Consider the following 19,919-nt stretch of genomic DNA (forward strand, 5'->3'; position numbering starts at 1 on the left):
CTGGGTTTCGACATCTGCCGCGAACCAAACAGGGGGGGGGCCCGCCCGCTCGCGGCCGGGCCCCACTCATGTTGCTTGCGCCAGTACCGGCGCTCAGAAGAAGGCGTTTTTCCACCGGCATAGACGCGGACTTGCCGGCTGTCATCGTGGGCATGGACGTCGGTCACGGGTCCTACTCGTTACGGAGGGACTCGAGGAGACTCGTGACTTGTGGTGCCCTGCCGGAGAAGGCCTCGTGTCTTCTGCCGCTTCCTCTGGCTGTATGACCTCGGTGACGGCGGTGACACCTACGATCCTCGACGCAAGCCATCGCTGGCCGAAGCCGCCGACGACAGCGCTGTGGTGATGGGCCATCCGTACGGCTCCGGCTCCACGCCCTCGGTCGATTCCGGGTGCACCGCTTGCGTGCACACCGGCGGGGCTGCGCCCACCGGAAGGTTCCGTGTGACTACCGGTGTGACCGCGACGCGGACGCGGCGACTCTTGTCTTCGCCGGGACGTGCCTGGTGCGTCCTCCAGCGGCGATCAGATCTGGTTGAGTCCGCCATCGACGAACAGCTCGGATCCGGTGACGAAGCTGCTCTCACTGCTGGCCAGGAACAGTACGGCAGCAGCGGCCTCGTCCGGGTGCCCCATCCGGCCCAGCGGAATCTGGCTGGCGAAGGCGTCCCTCATCTTTGCTGCCTGGTCGGCGTCGGCAGCCAGGCCGGTGATGCCGGGGGTGACGATCGGTCCGGGGACCAGGGTGTTCACTCGGATCGCGCGGCCCCTGAGTTCGTTGGCCCAGGTGCGGGAGAAGGAACGGACCGCGGCCTTGGACGCGGCGTACACGCCGAAGGCGGCGCCGCCTGAGGTGGCGGCGGTCGATCCGGTCAGGATCACCGAGGCGCCGTCGTTGAGGAGCGGAATGGCCTTCTGAACGGTGAAGAGCATTCCTCGCACGTTGATGTTGAAGGTGGCGTCGAAGTGCTCCTCGGTGACCTGCTCAAGAGCGGCGAACTCACCGCCGCCCGCATTGGCGAACAGTACGTCGATGGGCCGGCCTCGCTCGGCGACAGCCGCGTAGAGGCGGTCGATGTCCGCGAGGTTCGCGACGTCGCCCCGGACGGCGGTGGCTTCCCCACCGATCTCGGCCAGCGCGGCGTCGAGGGCCTCCTGCCGGCGGCCGGTGATGAACACGTGCGCGCCTTCACGTGCGAATCGCTTGGCGGTGGCCAGTCCGATTCCGCTGTTGCCTCCGGTGACGACTGCCGTCTTCCCGTCAAGCTGTCCCATGATCGTTTACCCCTGTCCGGTGCGAACGCCAGAAGGCGTGCACCAACTGTCATTGCGGTGTTACAGCCCGAACCGGACGGTCTCGGACCCAGTTATGGACTATACGGTAAAGAACTACGTTATGGACCGCACGGACAAAAACGTGACCGCCTCCACAGCTCCGAGCGGCGACAGGCCACAGCCGACGCCGACCCGCCCGCGAGGGCGCCGGGAGAGCCCGGGGGCCACACACCACACACCCCCGCCACCACCCGGCCCGCCCCCCGCGCGGCGGCCACCCCAGAGGCCGCCCGGATCCCCGCGGCGCCGCACGCACCCAGGACGGCATCTCACGATCTGGACCGATAGGTCAAGAATGACGTATGCTGTTGAGCATGGGACGCCCGCGGAATTTCGACGAGAACCAGGTGCTGCAGTCTGCGCGCGAGCAGTTCTGGAATCAGGGCTACGCAGCTACGTCACTGCAGGACCTGACGGACGCCACCGGACTGGGCAAGGGAAGCCTGTACGGGGCATTCGGCGACAAGCGGCAGCTGTTCCTGCACGTGCTGGACGGCTACCGCGACGAACAGCTCAACAGCGTCCGGGCCGTCCTCACTGGGCCCGGTACGGCCTTCGAACGCCTGACCCTGCTCATCGAGGAGGTGGTCAAGGGATTCACGGAGGACCCGCAGCGGCGCGGCTGTCTTCTGGTCAACACCACGTCCGAGCTGCACAGCAATGATCCGGACGTCGTCTCCCGGGCCCGGGCCAGCTATCAAGGGGTCGAAGATCTTCTCATCGCCTGCGTGAAGGAAGCCCAGGACGAGGGGGCGATCGAACCGAGCGCGGACGCACAGGAGCTCGGGCGGCTGCTCCTTGCCGTCATGCAGGGCATCGAGTTTCTCGCCAAGACCGACATGGACAGCTCGGCCCTCCTGCAGATAGGCCAGGCCGCCCTCAAGCGGCTGTCCCGGCACTGACCACTCCGCGGGCCGACGCCTTTCACAGGTGATGTGCCGACAGGCAGGGATCCGGGTGGCCCTGCTCGAGTCGGCATGCGAGCACCCAGCGCACCTGCCTTCCGAACACCCCCACGAGTGGCCGGGGTACCCACAACAGCGCGGTTGACGGCTGCCCCTCTCGCCATCCCCTTGAGCAGGCTCTCCGGCCGCGCAGCTGCGCCATCGACGGCGCCTCGACGCGGACTGGACGACGCTGCGGCAGCCGACGACGCCGGACCACTGCCCACGGGCCCTGGGGCGCGAGGACTCCAACTGCCCAGGTCCGCGCAGTACCGCGTTCGCGCCCCTCTTCCGCATGCCAGCGGCAGCTGCCAACTGGTGTATTGATCAGCAACTTCGCAATGAACCTGAAGTGGACATATGTTCTTGACTGAATGGTCCATAAGGCCTACCTTTGAGCTGCGACCCTTGGATTCGCTTCTGCAAGTGGCATCGGGTCAGCGGCGGACGGGCACAGACTGTTCCGCCAATACGGCAGAGAGAAGCCGGGTGGGACTGGGCGAGGACCTCGCGTGCCCTGCCGCAAACGACTGCACACGCTCAACGAAAAGTGATCACCATGGCCACCGCCGCCCAGCCGCCCTTCACCTTCAGCCTTCACAACGTGACGATTTCCGTCAGTGACCTCGACGCGTCGATCCATTGGTGGAATCGGGTGTTCGGCCTCACCCTGCTGGCGAAGTCCCGCTTCGACGCCATCGGGGCGGACGTCGCCTTCCTGGAGGGTCCCGGGTTCCGGCTCGAACTCCTTCAGCCCGCGGACGGTGTGCGGATCCCCGAACTGACGGCAGAGCCCCCCGCGCACATCCGCCTGATCGGCAACAAGGCCCTCGTCTTCCGCGTCGAGGACCTCGCCAGCGTCACCCGCACCTTCCGTGATCTGGGCGTGACGACCGTCTGGGAGCAGATGGACCTCGGCGACGGCAGCATCTCGACCGCGATCCGTGACAACGACGGAAATCTCATCAACGTCTTCCAGCAGGGCGCAAGTCCGGTCGGCTGACACAGCGAACCGATCGCGCTCCGTCCATCCACGGGACCCATGGCCCGACGCCGGAAGGGGAGACGGCGCGCGATCGCCCTGGCCGCCAGGCCAGGTATGGCCGCTCGGAACGTAGTTGTCCGGGAGATGGTTCGGGAGCGCCGCCGTCCGCCGCGGCCGAACATTGCAGGCCTGCGACGGCCGGCCGGAAAACCCCTGCGCATGCGCCCAAGGCCCGCGGTCCGTCAACGATGAGCGGCCTCTCCCGGGCGGCCAGTCGCAGCGCCGCTTCAGAGTGCCCCGGTCGGCGGCAGTGCTGCCGGATGCCCCGTTCCCCGGGGTTCGGGCCGCGGCTAACTGCGCGCGAACTCGAGCAGGTCCTTGTTGAAGATCTCGGCGTACTTGGGCACCATCGCAAGGCCGTGCGGTGCGCCCTCGTAGACCTTGTACTGCGCGCCCTTGACGATCTTGGATGATTTGTCGCCCGCGGAGACGATGGGCACGATCTGGTCGTCGTCGCCATGCACGATCAGTGTCGGCACATCGACCTTCTTCAGGTCCTCGGTCGTGTCCGTCTCGGAGAACGCCTTGACGCAGTCGTAGGCGCCCTTGATGCCGACCGTCATGCTCCAGAGCCAGAACTCGTCACGCGTTCCCTGGGAGACGGTCGAGCCCTCACGGTTGGCACCGTAGAACGGGGCGCTGAGGTCCTTGTAGTACTGCGAGCGGTCCGTGAGCACACCCTGGCGGATCTCGTCGAACACCTCGATCGGCAGGCCCTCGGGGTTGGCTTCCGTCTTCAGCATCAGCGGAGGGATGGCGCCGAGCAGGACCAGTTTGGCGACCCGTGCCGTACCGTGCCGGCCGATGTAGCGGGTGACCTCGCCGCCGCCGGTGGAGTGCCCGACCAGAATGACGTCGTGCAGGTCTTCGGCTTCGATGACCGCCGCCAGGTCGTCGGCGTAGGTGTCGAGGTTGTTGCCGTCCCATGGCTGACCCGAGCGGCCGCCACCGCGCCGGTCGTGGGCAATGGCCCGGAATCCGTTGTCCACCATGAGCTTCATCTGGGGGTCCCAGGCGTCCGCGGTGAGCGGCCAGCCGTGGGAGAAAACGACGGGCTGGCCCGAGCCCCAGTCCTTGTAGAAGATCTGAGTGCCGTCCCCGGCGGTGGCGAAGGGCATGGTTGCGCTCCTCTCGAAGTCCGCTCGCGGGCCTCTCACGTCACGCCCTCCGGGGATGTGACGGAAACGGCACCGCATTCGATCAACATAGGCGCGGGGCACGGATTCGGCGCGTTGGAGTCACCGCTCCGGCATGAGCGGGACGGCCGACGCCTGACAGGCGAGGAAGAGGCCTGTCTCGTACGGTGGTGCATACGAAATGCTGCGGGCACCCGCACCGTCAGGAGCCACGCACCACGCCACCCGAGTGAACTCCCGGACGCCTTCGCCCACCCGCACAGACTTGCACCGCCGGTATCAAACGGCAGCCTGACAATCACCCGCCGTACTGCTCGTTCAGTCGCACGCGGAGGACAGAGCATGGGATCCGACGTTGACGTGCTGGTCGTCGGTGCCGGTCCAGCAGGGTTGCTGCTCGCAGGCGACTTGGCCGAGGCCGGAGTGCGCTGCACCGTCGTCGAACGGCGACAAGGGGAATCCCGGCTGACACGCGCATTCGCCGTTCACGCCCGAACGATGGAGCAACTGGACGCCCGCGGCCTGGCCGACGACCTGCTGCTGACCGGCCTCCGCAACCCGATCCTGCAATTCCTGCGGATCGATCTCTCGCGCCTGCCGACCCGCTTCCCCCACGTCCTCGTGACACCCCAGTACAACACCGAGCGGCTGCTCCTGGCCCGCGCCTTGGACCACGGCGTGAACATCATGCGGGCCCACGAAGTCACCGGCGTCCTGCAAGACCCCACCGGTGTCGACGTCACCGTGAAGACACCAGCCGGCACTGAACACAGCCTGCGCGCGGACTACGTAGTCGGCGCGGACGGACGGAACAGCTGCGTACGCCAGTCCCTCGGCCTGCCGTTCCCCGGCCGCTCCGCCGTTCGCTCCATGATGCTCGCAGACGTCCGTATGGCCGACCCGCCGAAGAAGCCGCCCACCGTGGCAGCGATCGGAGACGCCTTCGCCATCGTCGTCCCGTTCGGCGACGGCTGGTTCAGGGTCATGGCCTGGAATCGCCACCACCCCATGCCCGACAACGCATCGGTCGATCTGGAAGAAATCAAAGACGTCGCCCGCCAGGCGCTCGGCAGCGACTTCGGCATGCACGACCCCCGCTGGCTCTCCCGATTCCACAGCGACGAACGCCAGTCCCCCCGCTACCGGGTGGGCCGGGTGTTCCTCGTCGGCGACGCCGCCCACGTCCACTCCCCCGCCGGCGGCATGGGCCTCAACACCAGCATCCAGGACTCCGCAAACCTGAGCTGGAAACTCGCGGCCGTTCAGCGCGGCCGCGCACCCGAGGCCCTGCTCGACAGCTACCAGGACGAACGGCACCCGGTAGGACACCGGGTCCTGCGAATGAGCGGCGCACTGCTCCGCGGCGTCCTCACCACACCACGAGCACTGTGCGGCCTCCGTGACCTCTCAGCACGTACGGTGCTGCAAACCCCACCAGTGGCCCGACGAATGGCCCAGGCAATCTCAGGAATCGACATCTCCTACGCCGCCCCGGCCGGCGCACACCCCCTCGTCGGCAAGCGCGCACCTGACGTCGCCCTCAGCGACGGACGCAGACTCTACGAAGCCCTCCGCAAGCGACGGTTCGTCCTTGTCACCCCGCCCGATCCCGAGCGCCTCCCCTCACTGATCAAAGAATGGTCCGGCGAGGCGGAGATCGTGTCCCCCAAGGGCACCACCAAAAAGAGTGTTCTGGTCAGACCAGACGCCTACATCGCATGGGCCATATCAGACGAGTCACCTGAACGTCGCATCGACGCAGCCCGCCAGGCGTTGACCCATTGGTGCGGCCCACAGACCACCAGCTCCGGAACCCCTTCGCCGGACTAGCGCCACGACCAGAACGATCGACCGACTGACCGCCCGGAAGATCAGCCATTCCTCGGGGCTGCTTTCCGGCAGTCCTGTCCTGGGTGCGAGCCCTTCCGGTCTCGTTGATCGTGTAGTCGGTGTTCGGCTTCCCCTTGCCGGCGGCGACCTCGACCAGCATGTCGAGGACGGCTGGAAGCTCCGGGGTGGGGGCGTCGGCCTTGATATCGGCGTGGTCGGGCAAGAGATCGGTGACGGCCGTCCGGATGCGCCGCGGCTCACCCTGTGCTCGCGGGCGAGGGCTGCGATGCAACCGCCCTCCAGGCAGGCGGTGTGGACGGCGCCCGTCGTGTCGGCCGCCACGGCGGGGCGGCGTCCGCCTTTGCAGCCTCTGGCCTCGGCGGCACGCAGGCCGTCGTAGGCCGGCTCGCACTGAAGGTCTCGGAGCCGGGTACCGGTCAGGGGCGTGCCAGGACTTCCTTGATCGCTGTGCGGAGTAGTGATCGTCGTGCCGTTCGGGGTCGCACCATCCGGACTTGGCGGCGATGTCGGTGCCCACCTCGTGCCACACCACCGAATTGGCAGGTTTGGGCTGACCTGTCAGACCAGCCAGGTGCTATGGCGCCCGTTGCCGCATGCGTTGCATGCCATGTATCTACGATCAGGTAGTGGTGCGCAGCACATGGAGTGCGACCGATCTCCGGCGTTGACCTGGCGGTTGCTTCCACGAGGATTGGCGGGGGTTTCGCGCCTGTCCCCGGCGCTCGGCCGAGCCACGGCAACCTCGTGACCCGGCGGTCCCGCCCCGCCTCCGATCCGAGGCGGGGCGTCAGTCCGCGGAGTCCCTCTCCGGTGTCCCGTCGTCCACGGTGTCCGGATGTGAGACGCGGCTGGCGGACTGGACTTCGGCGTGGTGCGCCCCTTGCGGGTCGATCGCGGCCGCCCAGCGTTCTGCCCAGCGGGCGAGGGGGTTCAGGGCGTGGCGCGCCTCCTGTCCCAGCGGGGTGAGCTCGTAGCGGCTGTCCGGTAGTTGGTGAATCACCTGGGCATCCAGCAGTTCGGTCAGGCGCTGCCGCATCACACTGGAGGACATGTCGTCGCACCGCTTCTGCAAGGGGCGGAATCCAAGCGGACCCGCGCGAAGCTCCCACAGGATGCGCAGACTCCACCGCCGCCCGAACAGATCGAGTGCGGCCATGAGGGGGCGGCCGGTGGTCGAGCCGCGAACAGGATTGCCAGGTCTGGGTGTTGCCATGTCGGGATGTCCAGCTCTCCAGGGTTGATGCTTCGAATTCCGACACGCTAGCATCGATGACCGATTCGGAAATCGAATCGGAGGCGGCTGTTGTGGCACCTGCCCTGCCGACCTGGGTGAGAGGTGTTCCTGAAGGCCCGGGTCGATGGAGGCGAGACCGGCCGGGAGGACCGGTACATGCGCATGGTGCCCCGAGTTCGACGCCGGCGCCGAGTCGCACGGACGGCTCACCCGGAACCTGTTCGTGGCGGGGGACGGGTGACCGGCACGCGGAGGATCGAGTGCAGGATCCACCAGGTCCTGCAGACCGGCCCAGCGGAACTTCAGTGTTGCCTCGTCAGCGGTTGCCGGCGCCAAGCCGACGTCCACTCAGAGATGGAGACCATATGACCACGACCGAGTTTCCCTCGGCGGCAGCACGGGCCGCCGCCGCTGCCGCCCTGGTCGAGGACGCCTCAGGGAAGGACATCACCACCGTGTGGAGCGTTCCCGAGGACCTGGCGGCCACGGCCGAGATCCGCACCCGGCACAGCGGCATCGCCGCCGGCCTCCCCGTGGTCGCCGAGGTCTTCGCGCAGGTCGACCCCGAGGTCAAGGTCGAGTCGGCCGTCGCCGACGGCGCCCGCCTGGCCGACGGCCAGGTCCTGGTGCACCTGTCCGGTTCGGCGCGCAGCCTGATCACCGGGGAGCGTACGGCGCTGAACTTCCTGCAGCGCATGTGCGGCATCGCGACGCTGACCGACCGCTACGTCCAAGCTGTGGCAGGGACCAGGGCGCGCATCCTGGACACGCGCAAGACGGCGCCGGGCCTGCGCGCCCTGGACAAGTACGCGGTCACCGCCGGCGGCGGTCACAACCACCGCCTCGATCTCGCGGCGATGGTCCTGCTCAAGGAGAACCACATCGCCGCGGCGGGCGGGGTGACGGCCGCGATCGAGGCGGTCAGGCGCGGGATGGCGCGCACCGGGCAGACCGTGGAGAGCGATGTCGAGGTGCAGACCGTCACCCAGGCCGTCGAGGCCCTCGACGCCGGAGCCCGCTGGATCATGCTCGACAACATGCCGGTGGCCGACATCGAGCAGGTCGTGAAGGTCCGGGCCGGGCGGGCCGACGCGTCCCGGATCCTGCTGGAGGCCTCGGGCACCATCAGCCTGGACACAGTTCTCGCCATCGCCGGGACGGGCGTCGACCTCATCTCGGTCGGGGCGTTGACGCACAGCGCGCCCGCGCTGGACCTGACCATGCTTCTGACCACCGGCCCGGTGCCATGTCCGAGGTAGCGATCGTCGACGCGTGTCAGCGAGACGGCGCGGGTGGCAGCCCGACCGCCGTTCTGGATGATGCGCCGTTCACCGACGAGGAACGATGCCGCATCCCCACGGAGTTGGGAACATCGCACGCCGTCTTCCTCCGCGCGACCGGAATCGAGCGTCGTCGGCCCGCGTACACACTGCGGTTCTTCACCGCCCAGGACGAACTGCCCGCCTGCGGCCACGGCACCGTCGCCGCCCTCGCCGTCCTCGCCGAACGGGAAGGCGGCGACCACGACTACCGCGCCGTCCTGCGTACGGCCCACCGCAGCTTCGACGGTCAGGCAAGCCGAAACGGTGACGGCCTGACGGCCTCGTTCGACCCGGGCCCGGTCAGCCTGCGTAGCGCCGGTGGACCCGAACTGAGGGCAGTCGCAGGCGGCCTCGGACTGACGGAGGACGCGGTCGCCGGCGACGCCTGCGTGGCGTCGAACGGGCGGCCGAGGCTTCTGCTGCCCATCCGATCCCGCGCCGCACTGGCCGAACTCACACCGGACCTGACCCTGTTGCGCGCAGCCTGTGACCGCAACGGTCTGCTGGGCTGCTACGCCTACTCGCCCCCGGACCGACACGGCCGAGCAGCAGCCCGGATGTTCGCCCCGTCGATCGGCGTCCCCGAGGACCTCGCCAACGCCAACAGCACGGCCTGCCTGGCAGCGCATGCTGCCGGGTTCGGCACCTACCGCCTCGCTGTCGACATGGGTGACCACCTCGGCAGCCCGTCCACCATCACAGCGACCGTCCACCGCGACCGCACGGGACACCGGATCCGAGTCGGCGGCCAGGCAGCGATCGTGCGCACGGTCATGCGCTGAGGCCTGCGCGCTCAAGGCGAGGGTGCCGGTGCGCAGCAGGTCCAACTGCTCCTGTGAGAGCCCGGCCAGTTCTGGCCGCATCTGTGGCAGGGGCTCAGGGTTGATGGCCGATCACGTCGTGCTGGTGCGACTGGTACCTACTTGTCGGCACCTCTTCGTTCTAGTCCGGGCCACCGCCCTTCCGGCGAGGCCAGTCATCAACTCGACCGGCTCTGGCTCGTCCTCGCCCGCCGACGCTCACCCGAGACCAATCCGATCGCAGCCCCAGCCGGTTCGTCGAAGCCGTCCGACTTCGACGCCGTCTCCGTCGGCTCGCTGACCCACAGCGAGCCGGCCATGGATCTGAGCATGCTTCTGATCATCAATTGCGAACACAGGAGGTACCGTGACCAAGGGCTACTGGGTCAGCGTCTACCGCACCATCGCAGACCCTGAGAGGCTTTCTGCCTACGACAAGCTGGCCGGTCCAGCCGTCAAGGCCGCGGGCGGGCGGCTGCTCTCCCGCGGCAGCCGGGTCGTCGCACACGACGCCGGAATCGCCGAGCGCACCGTCCTGATCGAGTTCGACAGCTTCGAACAGGCGGTCGCCGCACGCGCGAGTGCGGCCTACCAGGAGGCGCTGGCCGTACTTGCTGACGGCGTCGAGCGCGACTTCCGCATCATCGAAGGCCTCGACTGACGACCGATGCCACATCAGGGAGGAACACGATGCCGGCTGCGGGGGTCACCCCGGCTCGTCAGCGCGCCGCGCCGTCGCGAAAAGCGTCAGGCCGGTGGCATCGGCGGTGATGTCCGGTCCGGCGACGGTTCCTTCCCGGCGGCGCGGCCCCGGCCCCCCGGCCCGGGGAAGTTCGGGAAGTCGGTGGTTGGCCCGGCGGCACTGCCCGGGCGGCGGCGACGAACTCGTCACAGGCCACCCGCGCCGACTCAATGCCCTTGAGCAACAGCGTCAGCACCGCACCATCGGGGGCTGTGCCCGTCGATCACCGAACGGACAATCATGACCGAAAGGATCGCCTGAGGGACGACGGCGGGCGCCCTGGAGCCCTACCCTCAGCTCGCGAAAATCGTCACCCGGAGCGAACTCGACCGTTTCCCGCCGCCCGGGTGGGCCGCCGCGAACTGATCACCATCGCCGCGTACCAGGGTCCCTGACGGCGAGAACCGTCGCCGGGTATCCCGGCCTGTGACGTGGCCGGGCCGGACGTCCCAGTGGCCCTCTCCCCAGGTGAGAGAGACCGGAGACAGCGGCGGCACAGCCAGATGCCAGAAGGCTCTCGCCGGCAGGGCCAGAGCATGAATGAGCGCGGCCCGGACCACGGCTGCTTCGGTGATCGCGACCGCGTGGCCCATCTCGGGCGCCACGTGGTTCAGCCAGTGCGCTGTCCGCCGGCACAGCCGGCGCACCGACTCGCCGTCGTGCGGGACGGCATCCGGGTCCGTGAGCCAGGCACTGAACCCGTCGGGGTCGGCTGCGGCGACATCATCGACGGTGCGACCGCACCAGGTGCCCAGGCCGAGATCGCGCAGCGCAGGCTCGACCGCCGCCACCAGGCCGAAGGCGTCCGCCGTCTGCGCGCAGCGGACCGAGGGCGCCCGGACGGCCATCTCGTGCTCAGGGAGTCCTGCTCCCCCGGCGCCGGCCATCCGCACACTGCGCACGCCGCGCTCGCTCAGGGGGGCGTCACCAAGGAGTGGATCCACAGTGGCGTCACCGCCGGGTGCACTCACCAATGTCAGGCGGATCGTCATGAGACCAACCTCCTCCTGGCCCGGCCCGGCGCTACGCCGTGACTCGTGCGCTCCATGATCAGTGAAAGCCCCACGGCCACAACATCCGTCAGGCGGCCGGAACCACTCCCCCGACCGGCTGGCGCCACCCCCCACTGACCGGACCCGGCACGGGCCACCCGTTGCCCCACAACGCGTTACCCCGAGTAGCAGCAGTCGACGACACAGCGCCCATCCCAGCGGGGCGCGGAGGGCCACCCTGACCGCGGGCACGCTCGCCACCCCACTCAACCGGCGGTCCGGGGTTCATGAGGCGCGACAGCAGAAGGCCACAGGCACGCCCGTCACCGCATCGCCCCAGCCACCCCGCGGTCCGGGGTCGTGAGCTGCGGCGACGGGCCGCGGGCCCGAGGAGACCTCGAGGCCGCCGTTCCCCGGCGCGCCGGGGAATGGCCGGGCCGGCGGATCACTGAGCGGCTCCAGTCACCGGGCGAGGAACAGAGCGCTCACGGGCGGTCCGGGGCGACGTGCGAAACCGCCGATCACACGTCCTCCGGCCGCCGCCCCGGCCCCGAACGCGCCCCTGCGAACCGTGCTCCCGCCGCGTCCCGGACCCGTACCATTGAGCCCCTGCTATCATCGATATCGATAGATGATTATGTTCGCGTAATAGTTTGCCGATAGGCAAGGTAAGTGGGGTGACAGTGACAATGACTGCGGACCTGACCGGCACCGTCGAGGCCGAACCCCTCGACCGCCTCGGCTTCCTGCTCGCCCGGCACGGCGCCATCGCCTACGCCCGCACCGAGCACGCCTTCAAGCAGTGCGGACTGACACCCCGCCAAGGCGCGACACTGGTCCTGCTCGGCGAGTCGGGCAACATGAGCCAGAAGGGCATGGCCGAGGTTCTGGAGGTGGATCCCAGCATCCTGTGCGGGATTTTGAACGACCTCGAGAACACGCGCCTCGTCGAGCGCCGACGCGATCCGGCCGACCGGCGCCGCCACATCGTGGCGCTCACCGACGAAGGCAGCCGCGTCCTGGCGCAGGCCCAGGACGCCATCACCGCCGTGGAGAAGGAACTCTTCGCCGACTTCACCGCCGAAGAGCTCACCACCCTGCGCAGCCTCCTCGCCCGGGTCCAGACCTCCAAGGGCATCAGCACGTCGGGCAGCGACTTCGCCTGCACCTGACCGACCCGCCACCACCAGGCAAGTAGGGGCCACGGGCATACCCGTGGCCCCTTCGCCATGCCACCCCCTGCCGCACATCCACAGCACCCCCGACGGCTTCGTTCTGGCGCGCCGACAGTTCCCGCGGATCCGCGGCATCCCCCGACGGCTTGACTCCGGTGAGCCGACAGCCTCCGCAGCTCCGCGGCATCCCGGGCAGCTCCGTCCCGGTGAGCCGGCAGTTTCCGCGGGTCCGCGGCGTCCCGGGCAGTTTGGTTTCGGTGAGCCGGCAGTCTCCGCGGCACCCCGGCCGGCTTCGATCCGGTGAGCCGACAGCCTCCGCAGCTCCGCGGCATCCCGGACAGTTTGGTTTCGGTGAGTCGACAGTCACACCCGCTCATTGATTGATGAGTCTCAACGATCTGCTAGCTTCAATGCATGACGTTGCTCAGCCGTAGCGGCCACGAGCCCCTCGGCATCACACGTCGATCGTTCACCGCCCGCACCAGACACCGGGCGAAGCAAGGAGACACCACCATGAACAAGCTGATGACCCGCGTCGCCCTCGCCACCGCCACCGTGACCATGACCGGAAGCGCCCTCCTCGCCGTCACCGGCACCGCATCGGCAGCCACCCGGCCCGCGGCCCATCCCACCACGGCCGTCGTCACCGTCCCCGCCTCGACGCCCGCCCAGCCCGCGGCCCAGCAGGGCGCTCACCCCGCCGCCGTGGTCAGCGTGAGCCAGCACAGCGGCCTCTCCCGCATCGGCCAGGGATGGTCCCTCTCGGACGGACAGCGTGAATGGCACGGCGAGCGGGACACATCGGGCTACACGTACTGGCGCTCCGACGACCACCAGCTCCGCTACGACGGCCACCGCGTCTACCACCGCCACCACGGACAGTGGACCGCCATCACCCAGACCGACGAACGCGCCTACGCCTTCGACCGCTGGAACTTCGACCAGCTCTGGACCGCCCAAGTCATCGAAGACCCCTACGGCATCTGAGCCCCAACCCCAACCACCCCGGAACCCTCCACCCGGAGAACACCATGACGCCGCCGCTCCGCACCATCAAAACCCTCCGCCGCCTCCGCCCGGCCACCCACCCCGGTACCGGCCGACACCGCGGACAGCCATCCCCCGAACGCCCCTCCGCCCTCGACACCCCCACAAACGGCCGCCACCGCCGCACCGAGACCCCCGCCCTTCCCGCATCCGCCTGACACAGCCCCACACCCCCCGTCAGGCCGACCACCTGACCAACCCCGCCGCACACGCGCGATGCCACGAAGCACCGGTACCCCCGCCACGCCACGGCAGCAGCCGACCCGGCGAACAACACCGCCGACCACCGGCCGCAAGCCGAGTGATACGGGCCCACCACCGCCCGGCCGGCACCCCGGCGAGTGCCACAGCCCCCGGAAGGGCACTTGCCTCCGCCCCCACCTCAACAGCGGTAGCGGACCCGGACAGTGGCCGCCCCGCCGACCCCGCCACGAATCACACCGCCGCGCCGCCGACGACCACGGCCGCCGTCCCGCACCAGGCCGGCATCACCACGCGTCACCGAGCGCCGATGACAGCCGTGAACACCAGCCGCACCGCACCGCCGGAGGCAGACCGGCACGTCGAAGCCGGCCCGCAGCACGCCACACCGGACACAGGCGACAAGAACGGCCAGGACAGCCCACGGCATCACCGCGAGAGCAATAGTCAAGAGTTGTGGTTGAGCTGATCTCAGTATCAGCTGCGCTGGCTGAGACTGGTCCTGGCAGTGTGGCGGATCCGCTTGGTCCGGCCGGCTTCGGCGAGGATCTCGATGGCCTCGGTGTTCGTGCCGGCGGCGGTCTTCAGCTGGAGCCAGTTGGATGACGCGAGCAGGTCATCCGGCTGCCAAGGCAGCTTGAGCGTGACGGCGCGGAAGAGACACCACTCCCCCAGGCGCTGGACCAGGAAGGGATAGCCGACCGTGGCCCGGGTCATCGCCTGCGCCCATCCCTCGTAGGCGGGGCCGGGGTAGAGACCGGCGGCTCGACGGTCCAGGTGCCGCAGCACGGCGGACTGGGCCATCGTCCGGTCCGGATCAGTGAGCACGCGGCCGACCAGGTCGACCGCGTCCGGATCGGCAACCTGCCCCAGCTCGTCGAGGTAGGCCGCGAAGCGGACATGCTCGTCCGGGTTCTGCTGGACGTCGTGAATGTTCATGCGGCGTGCTCCTCGCGATCCGCACGCCGGCGGTGGCGAACGCCGGCCACGCCACCCAGCGCAGACCAACCGGCCGTTCCGGCACGGCTGGTCAACTCACCACGGCAGTCACTACCCAAAGCCGGGCTCATCACGTGCCTTCGGTATCGAAGCCGTAGGGCGGGATGGCCCACCGCATCACCGTCGCGCGCGGCGGCAGCAGGCACCGGGGTCATGTTCGGCGCCGAAGGCCCGTTCGGCGCCAGTGACACCGCCGCCTCCTCATGCCCTCGCGCCGCCTCCAGCCAAAGGGAGGATCCCAAAACGAGGCTCCACAGGCGACGTTGCTGGAGATAATGGCCACTATGACGTACGAAGGCTCCTCCATCGACCCGGCCAAGCCCAGCATCGCCCGCGTCTACGACTACCTGCTCGGCGGCAAGGACAACTACGCCGTGGACCGCGAGATCGGCGACGTGTTCAAGCGCGACCTGCCGGGTTCGGTGGCCATCGCCTTCGCCAACCGCGCGGCCCTGACCCGGGCGGTCAGGGAGATCGCGGAGACAACCGGCATTCGACAGTTCATCGACCTGGGCAGTGGTCTGCCGACCGCGGACAACGTCCACCAGGTCGCGCAACGGCACGCCCCCGAGTCCCGGGTCGTCTACGTCGACATCGACCCCCAAGTGCTGGTCCACGGCCGCGCACTGCTGGAGAACAACGACCGGACCCGCGTCGTCGCGGTCGATGTGCGCAGCCCCGAAGGCATCCACACTCATCCCGACACCCTGGAAATCATCGACTTCACTCGTCCCGTCGCCGTCATCCTCAGCGCTATCCTCCACCACGTCAACGATGACGAGGACCCGGCTGGCATCGTCCGCTACTGGCGAGACCACGTCCCTTCCGGAAGTTACTTCTTCATCAGCCACTTCCGTTCCGGCAACAACTCGGAGAGCGCGGAGGCCGAGAAGGTCCTCCAGCAGACGTTCGGCCGCGGCCGGTGGCGCACCGACGCGGAGATCGCCTCCCTGCTGGATGGCCTGGAGATCCTCGACCCCGGGATTGTCCCGGCGTCTCTGTGGCGTCCCGACGAGAGCGACAAAACGTGGAACAGCGACGAAAGACGAGAGCTCACGGTCTGGGAACACCTCATAGCCGCCGGACTGGCCCGGAAAGCCTAGCCATGATCCCCGGATGCCGATCGCTGGGCAGAGGCGCCTCCGGCCGACAGGTCGCCGGGTTGGCGGAGCTCCTCGGCATCGACGCCGACAAGTGAGCGGAGGGCGTTCGGCTGGCTCTCGCCCTCCCCGACGTTGGACAGCAGATGCCTTTCGAGGAGGTCGAGCGCAGTAGGCGGGCACCGCGGTCGTTCATCGACTCGACTATGCGGTAGCCGTGGTCGGAATCCGCTGCACGGATCCCGCCCTGGGTCACCCGGTCCAGAAGCCACTCGGGGTGAACCGGTGCAGGCTCTCGGCATCGAGATCTTCGGCCAGTTGCGCCTCGATCTGCCGGCTTCGGGCCCACAGATTGCGGCGGGACAGCGTGTCGCCGAGTACGAGTCGTAGGCGCGTGCCTCACTCACCGCGCTCAGGACCGGCTCATGGTCGCTGATTCCCACGGAAAACTGGCCGCGATCGGAGGTGATGACGCGGCTGAGTCGTGCAGCGATGCCTGCCCGGACTCCTGGCCCTCAGGCGTATTTGGAGAAGTATCAGGTGCAGGGTCACGAACCGCTGCCGGCTGTCGACGAGACAGCGGCTGTTGCGTTTCTGTTCCTGCTCGCAGTAGACGAACGGCCCAGGAAGTACTGCGGAGTTGTCCGAGGGCGACCGTAGGTACGCCGAGTTGCCGGCCAGTCGCTGAAGCAGTCGGACAAGTCGTTGAGCAGGGCGCGTACTTCCTCTTCGCCCGTGTAGTCACGCTGGTAGTAGTCGATCCGTAGGTCATTTCACGAAACCGTTCCCTCAGAGGGCGATATGCAAGCTGATATCTGGTTCGCGACTGAGGATTGAGTGACGTTGGCGGGTCAGGTGTCCGGGGTCGGGGGCCGGGCTGGGTGAGCGTGTCCGCCGATCCGGAGTGGGTCTGGGCAATGTGAGCCCGTCGAGGTGTTTTGGCACCATCACCGTTGTGGATGACCGTAGGCATGAAGTGGATTGGTCCGGCCTCTTCCATGCCTCGGGCCCGGCCGGCGACACGCCCCGGCATCTGGCTGCTCTCCTCGGCGACGATGCGGAGGCTTTCGTCGCCGGGTACTGTCACCTGTGGTCGGCGACGCTTCGTCGCGAGGGCAAGGCCTGGCCTGCGACGGCGCCCACTGCGCTGCTTGTCGCCGAGCTCCTGGACAATCCGCTGCTGGGGCCGGATGATCCCTCGTTGCCCGATGCCATGCTCGCCTATCTGTACGAGGTCGGCGTCGCCGCCGATCTTGGAGACCGGGTTGCGGAGATCCGCGCTCGGGTCAAGGACCGCGCACCTGAACTGCGGGCCTGGACTGTCGAGTACGTGTCGACCGAGGCGGATGGCAGGGCCCGGATGTGGCGGGACGGCACGGGGCTGGGTGAACTCGTCCTCGATCAGGCGGCACTTGCCTGCTTCGACCTGGTTCCCGCGCTCCTGCGGCGAACACTGCCTCACCTCGCGTCGGAACGCGCCAGGCGCAGGACATGCGCCGCCGCAGCTGTAGGGTCACTGGCGCGGCATCCCGCAGCCTCAGCACAACGTCCGGAGCTGCTGGAACAGTTGACGTCGATGGCCCGGGCCACCGCTTCCTCGCACGACCTGGCGACGATTGTGATCGCCATGGGCCACCTCGACGGCGACACACGCCCCTGGCTGGCTGACCCACATGCAGGCGCTCGGGCCTGCGCGGCCCTGGCGCCCGACCTTGCCGGCGACGACGCAGCAGTCCAGGTGATGATGGAACTGGCGCAGTCGCCGCAAGCCTTCGGCAAGTCCTTCGGCAACATGGCTCCGCCCCTGCAACTCCAGTCCAAGTCCTACCAGGACCTGCTCACAGGGCGACGCGCGAGCTGATGACCGGTGTCCGGTACGGAGGTTACGGTCGCGGCAGGGTGAACAGCCCCTGCTCGGTCTCGGCCCGGATTCCCCGCTCGGCGAGCCGCTTGAGCTTCAAGCGCACGTTGTTGATGATGCTGGGCGCGATCCTCACATCCATTGCCTCACGCACCGCCCGCGCCCGCAGCGGGGCATTGGCCGCGGCAAAGACCGCCATGATCTGCTGGTAGGCCGGATGGTCCGGCAGCTTCGCGTGCCGGCGGCACGGACGGTGGTGGGCCGGGCAGTTCCAGAAGTGTCTTGCGGGTGATCGGGATCTCCTCGGCCACCGTGTCGAACCCGTCCAACAACGCTGTCAGCTCCGCGATCTTCTCCCGAGCCGCCTCAGCCTGCGCGGCGATCTCAAGCTCCCGCTCCTCGGAACAAGCACCGCCCCCAAAATCCGCTCTCCCCCGGTCATGCTCCACGCCGGACAGGGGTGGAGGGGCCGGTCACCATCCTCGACATCCGGTCGCTCATCGCCTGGTACACCCGGGACTCGGCCGAGGCGGTCCGGTGCTCGTAGTCGCGCACCAGCCGGCGGTGCAGCATCAAGATCTCGTTGGCTTGCTCCACGATCCATCACCTGGGCTGCGGGACGAACCCGGCATCGGCCGGGTTCCGCACGACGACTTCGACCTCGATGCCCCTGCTGACCGTGGTCCACGACAATCTTCTCGAACCACTGGTCCACCAGGGCCTTCGTCACGGTGCCGGAGTTCGCTGCGACCTCGTCGAGCAGGACGGCGCCGAAGGCGTTGTCGTGCCTGGAGGCGGCGGGCACCACCACCGCGATCACCAGGCCCAGGACGTCGACGTCGACCGCAAGGCCCCGCTTGCGACCAGACACCTTCTTGTTCGCGTCCCGTCCGGTCGTGCCGGCCGGGACCCCGGCGGCGGCGTGCAGGCTCAGGGTGTCGAGCACCACCAGGCTGAGGTCGGCTGAGCCGTCCGGGAGTGGCCAGTTGTGCACGGCTCGCCCGCTCTGGTGTGTGCGGCCCGGGATGGTCCCCGGGCTGCGAGGTGTGCCGCGACCTGGGCGGCGAGCGGCGCCTCCAGCGACTGGGTGAGAGTGATACGTCCGTCGAGGAGGCGGACCGCGAATGTCCGCGGTCGCGCGGCGAGACTCGTGTAGCCCACCACTTCGGCATCCACGGTTGCGGCGTGTCCGATCTTGAACGGGCGTAAGTCGCCGAGTGGCGGCGGATGGGCGGCGGTCACCAGTCGCGGATGGAGTCCACGCCTTCGAACAGCGCCGCACGACCGGCGCTCAGGTCGCGCCCGGCAGTTGTCTGCGCTTCCTCCGCCAAGAAGTCCAGAGCGTCGAACAGTTCCTCACGCGCCACGGTCTCGGTGAAGCATGTGCGGCTGTCCAGCGTGTTGAAGGCAGCTCCGAAGGCGTGCCCGATCTCCGCGATGTTGCCATGCTGCTCGCCGCTGGTGACCTCAACCCGACCGAAGGCGTCTGGTCGCTGGTCAAGCGGGACGTTGGCAACCTCGCGGCAGCCAACCTCACCGACGTCACCCTAGCCGTGAAAGGCAAGCTCAAGAGCCTCCAATACCGTCCGGATGTCATCGACGGCTTCCTAATGCTGTTGTCAAGCCGTCGGAGTGCAACTCAGGTGCCAGGTGAGTACGAGGTCATGTGCTCACCTGGCGTCCTCGGCTCCGGCCATGTCGTACTCGTCGATGTCCAGTTCGGCTCCGGTGGCGCTGAGGAAGTCCTGGACGTTGCGGTCCAGGTGCCCACCCAAGAGGCTGGGGGCATCCGCTGCGTCCGGATGGGCTTGGTCGGTGTCGTTGAAGTAGCGCACGATCTGGAGCACTGCTCCGCCTCCGGTGCGGGCCAGCTGCCCGGTGAGGTCGCAGATGCGGTCCGTGTGGGGCTGGAGCCTGTCGAGAATGCGGGTGATCTGCTCGTCGACCGGCAGACCCGGCTCCCGGCAGACAACCATCCACGAGTGGTCCACCGGAACCACCGTCGGCTCGGTGAACCGGCTGCCGCGAACAGTCACCTCATCAGGCGTCATGCCTAATTGGAAGGTCATGTCGTCTGCCGACATGTGCCGGCTGAACAGCGCGAAGTAGGCGTACTGGCGAAGTGGCATCCCGTG

20 protein-coding genes and 1 pseudogene are annotated in these 19,919 nt (G+C 68.3%); 12 read left to right on the top strand and 9 right to left on the bottom strand.

Translation table 11 applies throughout. The features are described 5' to 3' along the window. Nucleotides 1–525: 525 nt before the first annotated feature. On the bottom strand, nt 526–1,275 hold the full coding sequence (locus ACZ4IF_RS40960; RefSeq protein ID WP_467573221.1) for an SDR family oxidoreductase: 750 nt from the start codon (nt 1,273–1,275) through the stop codon (nt 526–528). A 374-nt stretch (nt 1,276–1,649) separates the two neighbouring features. On the opposite strand from ACZ4IF_RS40960, the gene ACZ4IF_RS40965 reads away from it, so the two are divergent. Further along, nucleotides 1,650–2,237 (top strand): TetR/AcrR family transcriptional regulator, encoded by a 588-nt coding sequence (locus ACZ4IF_RS40965; protein ID WP_467573224.1) that lies wholly within the window; start codon nt 1,650–1,652, stop codon nt 2,235–2,237. A gap of 646 nt (nt 2,238–2,883) precedes the next feature. Further along, entirely contained in the window at nt 2,884–3,282 is a 399-nt protein-coding gene (locus ACZ4IF_RS40970) for a VOC family protein (RefSeq protein WP_467573227.1), read from the top strand. Between the two features lie 332 nt (nt 3,283–3,614). Here ACZ4IF_RS40970 and ACZ4IF_RS40975 read toward each other — a convergent pair whose 3' ends face one another. Next, nucleotides 3,615–4,442 (bottom strand): alpha/beta fold hydrolase, encoded by an 828-nt coding sequence (locus tag ACZ4IF_RS40975; RefSeq protein ID WP_345654925.1) that lies wholly within the window; start codon nt 4,440–4,442, stop codon nt 3,615–3,617. Between the two features lie 378 nt (nt 4,443–4,820). Here ACZ4IF_RS40975 and ACZ4IF_RS40980 point away from each other — a divergent pair, with 378 nt between their 5' ends. Further along, nucleotides 4,821–6,290 carry an FAD-dependent monooxygenase gene (locus tag ACZ4IF_RS40980; RefSeq protein ID WP_467573232.1) on the top strand — a complete coding sequence of 490 codons (1,470 nt, stop codon included), beginning with the start codon at nt 4,821–4,823 and terminating at the stop codon, nt 6,288–6,290. A gap of 808 nt (nt 6,291–7,098) precedes the next feature. Here ACZ4IF_RS40980 and ACZ4IF_RS40985 read toward each other — a convergent pair. Further along, nucleotides 7,099–7,578 carry a winged helix-turn-helix transcriptional regulator gene (locus ACZ4IF_RS40985; protein ID WP_467573462.1) on the bottom strand — a complete coding sequence of 160 codons (480 nt, stop codon included), beginning with the start codon at nt 7,576–7,578 and terminating at the stop codon, nt 7,099–7,101. Between the two features lie 332 nt (nt 7,579–7,910). Between ACZ4IF_RS40985 and nadC the strand changes: the two genes are divergently transcribed. The 3 genes from nadC to ACZ4IF_RS41000 all read left to right on the top strand — a co-directional run bounded on the left by nadC (nt 7,911) and on the right by ACZ4IF_RS41000 (nt 10,328). Beyond that, entirely contained in the window at nt 7,911–8,804 is an 894-nt protein-coding gene (gene nadC, locus ACZ4IF_RS40990) for a carboxylating nicotinate-nucleotide diphosphorylase (RefSeq protein WP_467573235.1), read from the top strand. Further along, on the top strand, nt 8,792–9,649 hold the full coding sequence (locus ACZ4IF_RS40995) for a PhzF family phenazine biosynthesis protein (RefSeq protein WP_467573238.1): 858 nt from the start codon (nt 8,792–8,794) through the stop codon (nt 9,647–9,649). Before nadC ends, ACZ4IF_RS40995 begins: the two co-directional genes overlap by 13 nt. Nucleotides 9,650–10,034: 385 nt before the next feature. Continuing rightward, nucleotides 10,035–10,328, top strand: a complete 294-nt coding sequence (locus ACZ4IF_RS41000; protein WP_467573241.1) for a DUF1330 domain-containing protein — start codon at nt 10,035–10,037, stop codon at nt 10,326–10,328. A 374-nt stretch (nt 10,329–10,702) separates the two neighbouring features. Here the strand turns inward: ACZ4IF_RS41000 and ACZ4IF_RS41005 are convergent, their stop codons facing one another. Then, entirely contained in the window at nt 10,703–11,401 is a 699-nt protein-coding gene (locus ACZ4IF_RS41005; RefSeq protein ID WP_467573245.1) for a histidine phosphatase family protein, read from the bottom strand. Nucleotides 11,402–12,090: 689 nt separating this feature from the next. Here ACZ4IF_RS41005 and ACZ4IF_RS41010 point away from each other — a divergent pair. Together ACZ4IF_RS41010 and ACZ4IF_RS41015 are read left to right on the top strand one after the other, a co-directional pair. Next, nucleotides 12,091–12,573 (top strand): MarR family winged helix-turn-helix transcriptional regulator, encoded by a 483-nt coding sequence (locus tag ACZ4IF_RS41010; protein ID WP_467573248.1) that lies wholly within the window; start codon nt 12,091–12,093, stop codon nt 12,571–12,573. A 516-nt stretch (nt 12,574–13,089) separates the two neighbouring features. After that, entirely contained in the window at nt 13,090–13,563 is a 474-nt protein-coding gene (locus tag ACZ4IF_RS41015; RefSeq protein ID WP_467573251.1) for a hypothetical protein, read from the top strand. 738 nt (nt 13,564–14,301) lie between these two features. Here the strand turns inward: ACZ4IF_RS41015 and ACZ4IF_RS41020 are convergent. Beyond that, on the bottom strand, nt 14,302–14,763 hold the full coding sequence (locus ACZ4IF_RS41020; protein WP_467573256.1) for a hypothetical protein: 462 nt from the start codon (nt 14,761–14,763) through the stop codon (nt 14,302–14,304). Nucleotides 14,764–15,098: 335 nt separating this feature from the next. Here ACZ4IF_RS41020 and ACZ4IF_RS41025 point away from each other — a divergent pair, with 335 nt between their 5' ends. Beyond that, a complete protein-coding gene (locus ACZ4IF_RS41025; RefSeq protein WP_467573258.1) occupies nt 15,099–15,926 on the top strand; it encodes an SAM-dependent methyltransferase in 828 nt (275 codons plus the stop codon). A 952-nt stretch (nt 15,927–16,878) separates the two neighbouring features. Next, nucleotides 16,879–17,784 carry a hypothetical protein gene (locus ACZ4IF_RS41030; protein WP_467573261.1) on the top strand — a complete coding sequence of 302 codons (906 nt, stop codon included), beginning with the start codon at nt 16,879–16,881 and terminating at the stop codon, nt 17,782–17,784. 22 nt (nt 17,785–17,806) lie between these two features. On the opposite strand, the gene ACZ4IF_RS41035 is transcribed toward ACZ4IF_RS41030, so the two are convergent. Continuing rightward, nucleotides 17,807–17,983 (bottom strand): hypothetical protein, encoded by a 177-nt coding sequence (locus ACZ4IF_RS41035; protein WP_467573264.1) that lies wholly within the window; start codon nt 17,981–17,983, stop codon nt 17,807–17,809. Nucleotides 17,984–18,222: 239 nt separating this feature from the next. Further along, nucleotides 18,223–18,381, bottom strand: a complete 159-nt coding sequence (locus ACZ4IF_RS41040) for a hypothetical protein (RefSeq protein WP_467573266.1) — start codon at nt 18,379–18,381, stop codon at nt 18,223–18,225. A 67-nt stretch (nt 18,382–18,448) separates the two neighbouring features. On the opposite strand from ACZ4IF_RS41040, the gene ACZ4IF_RS41045 reads away from it, so the two are divergent. Beyond that, a complete protein-coding gene (locus tag ACZ4IF_RS41045) occupies nt 18,449–18,751 on the top strand; it encodes a hypothetical protein (RefSeq protein WP_467573268.1) in 303 nt (100 codons plus the stop codon). 271 nt (nt 18,752–19,022) lie between these two features. On the opposite strand, the gene ACZ4IF_RS41050 is transcribed toward ACZ4IF_RS41045, so the two are convergent. Beyond that, the gene (locus ACZ4IF_RS41050) at nt 19,023–19,151 is read right to left on the bottom strand and encodes a hypothetical protein (protein WP_467573271.1); all 129 of its coding nucleotides are present in this window, start codon (nt 19,149–19,151) and stop codon (nt 19,023–19,025) included. Between the two features lie 90 nt (nt 19,152–19,241). Between ACZ4IF_RS41050 and ACZ4IF_RS41055 the strand changes: the two are divergent. Then, nucleotides 19,242–19,394 (top strand): annotated as a pseudogene (locus ACZ4IF_RS41055) (IS630 family transposase); the annotation flags it as partial. A 60-nt stretch (nt 19,395–19,454) separates the two neighbouring features. Here ACZ4IF_RS41055 and ACZ4IF_RS41060 read toward each other — a convergent pair. Continuing rightward, a complete protein-coding gene (locus ACZ4IF_RS41060) occupies nt 19,455–19,913 on the bottom strand; it encodes a DUF4279 domain-containing protein (RefSeq protein ID WP_467573274.1) in 459 nt (152 codons plus the stop codon). Nucleotides 19,914–19,919 lie beyond the last annotated feature (6 nt).

It is taken from the genome of Streptomyces sp. NPDC025784, from assembly GCF_055558435.1.

Bases quoted from the DNA above. Each gene is read 5' to 3' on its own strand.
- ACZ4IF_RS40965 (WP_467573224.1), top strand. From the start codon at position 1,650: ATGGGACGCCCGCGGAATTTCGACGAGAACCAGGTGCTGCAGTCTGCG.
- ACZ4IF_RS41060 (WP_467573274.1), bottom strand. From the start codon at position 19,913: ATGCCACTTCGCCAGTACGCCTACTTCGCGCTGTTCAGCCGGCACATG.
- ACZ4IF_RS40960 (WP_467573221.1), bottom strand. From the start codon at position 1,275: ATGGGACAGCTTGACGGGAAGACGGCAGTCGTCACCGGAGGCAACAGC.
- ACZ4IF_RS41025 (WP_467573258.1), top strand. From the start codon at position 15,099: ATGGCCACTATGACGTACGAAGGCTCCTCCATCGACCCGGCCAAGCCC.
- ACZ4IF_RS41010 (WP_467573248.1), top strand. From the start codon at position 12,091: ATGACTGCGGACCTGACCGGCACCGTCGAGGCCGAACCCCTCGACCGC.
- ACZ4IF_RS41035 (WP_467573264.1), bottom strand. From the start codon at position 17,983: ATGGCGGTCTTTGCCGCGGCCAATGCCCCGCTGCGGGCGCGGGCGGTG.
- ACZ4IF_RS41005 (WP_467573245.1), bottom strand. From the start codon at position 11,401: ATGACGATCCGCCTGACATTGGTGAGTGCACCCGGCGGTGACGCCACT.
- ACZ4IF_RS41015 (WP_467573251.1), top strand. From the start codon at position 13,090: ATGAACAAGCTGATGACCCGCGTCGCCCTCGCCACCGCCACCGTGACC.
- ACZ4IF_RS40975 (WP_345654925.1), bottom strand. From the start codon at position 4,442: ATGCCCTTCGCCACCGCCGGGGACGGCACTCAGATCTTCTACAAGGAC.
- ACZ4IF_RS41020 (WP_467573256.1), bottom strand. From the start codon at position 14,763: ATGAACATTCACGACGTCCAGCAGAACCCGGACGAGCATGTCCGCTTC.
- ACZ4IF_RS41045 (WP_467573268.1), top strand. From the start codon at position 18,449: ATGCCCCTGCTGACCGTGGTCCACGACAATCTTCTCGAACCACTGGTC.
- nadC (WP_467573235.1), top strand. From the start codon at position 7,911: ATGACCACGACCGAGTTTCCCTCGGCGGCAGCACGGGCCGCCGCCGCT.
- ACZ4IF_RS40995 (WP_467573238.1), top strand. From the start codon at position 8,792: ATGTCCGAGGTAGCGATCGTCGACGCGTGTCAGCGAGACGGCGCGGGT.
- ACZ4IF_RS40985 (WP_467573462.1), bottom strand. From the start codon at position 7,578: ATGCTAGCGTGTCGGAATTCGAAGCATCAACCCTGGAGAGCTGGACAT.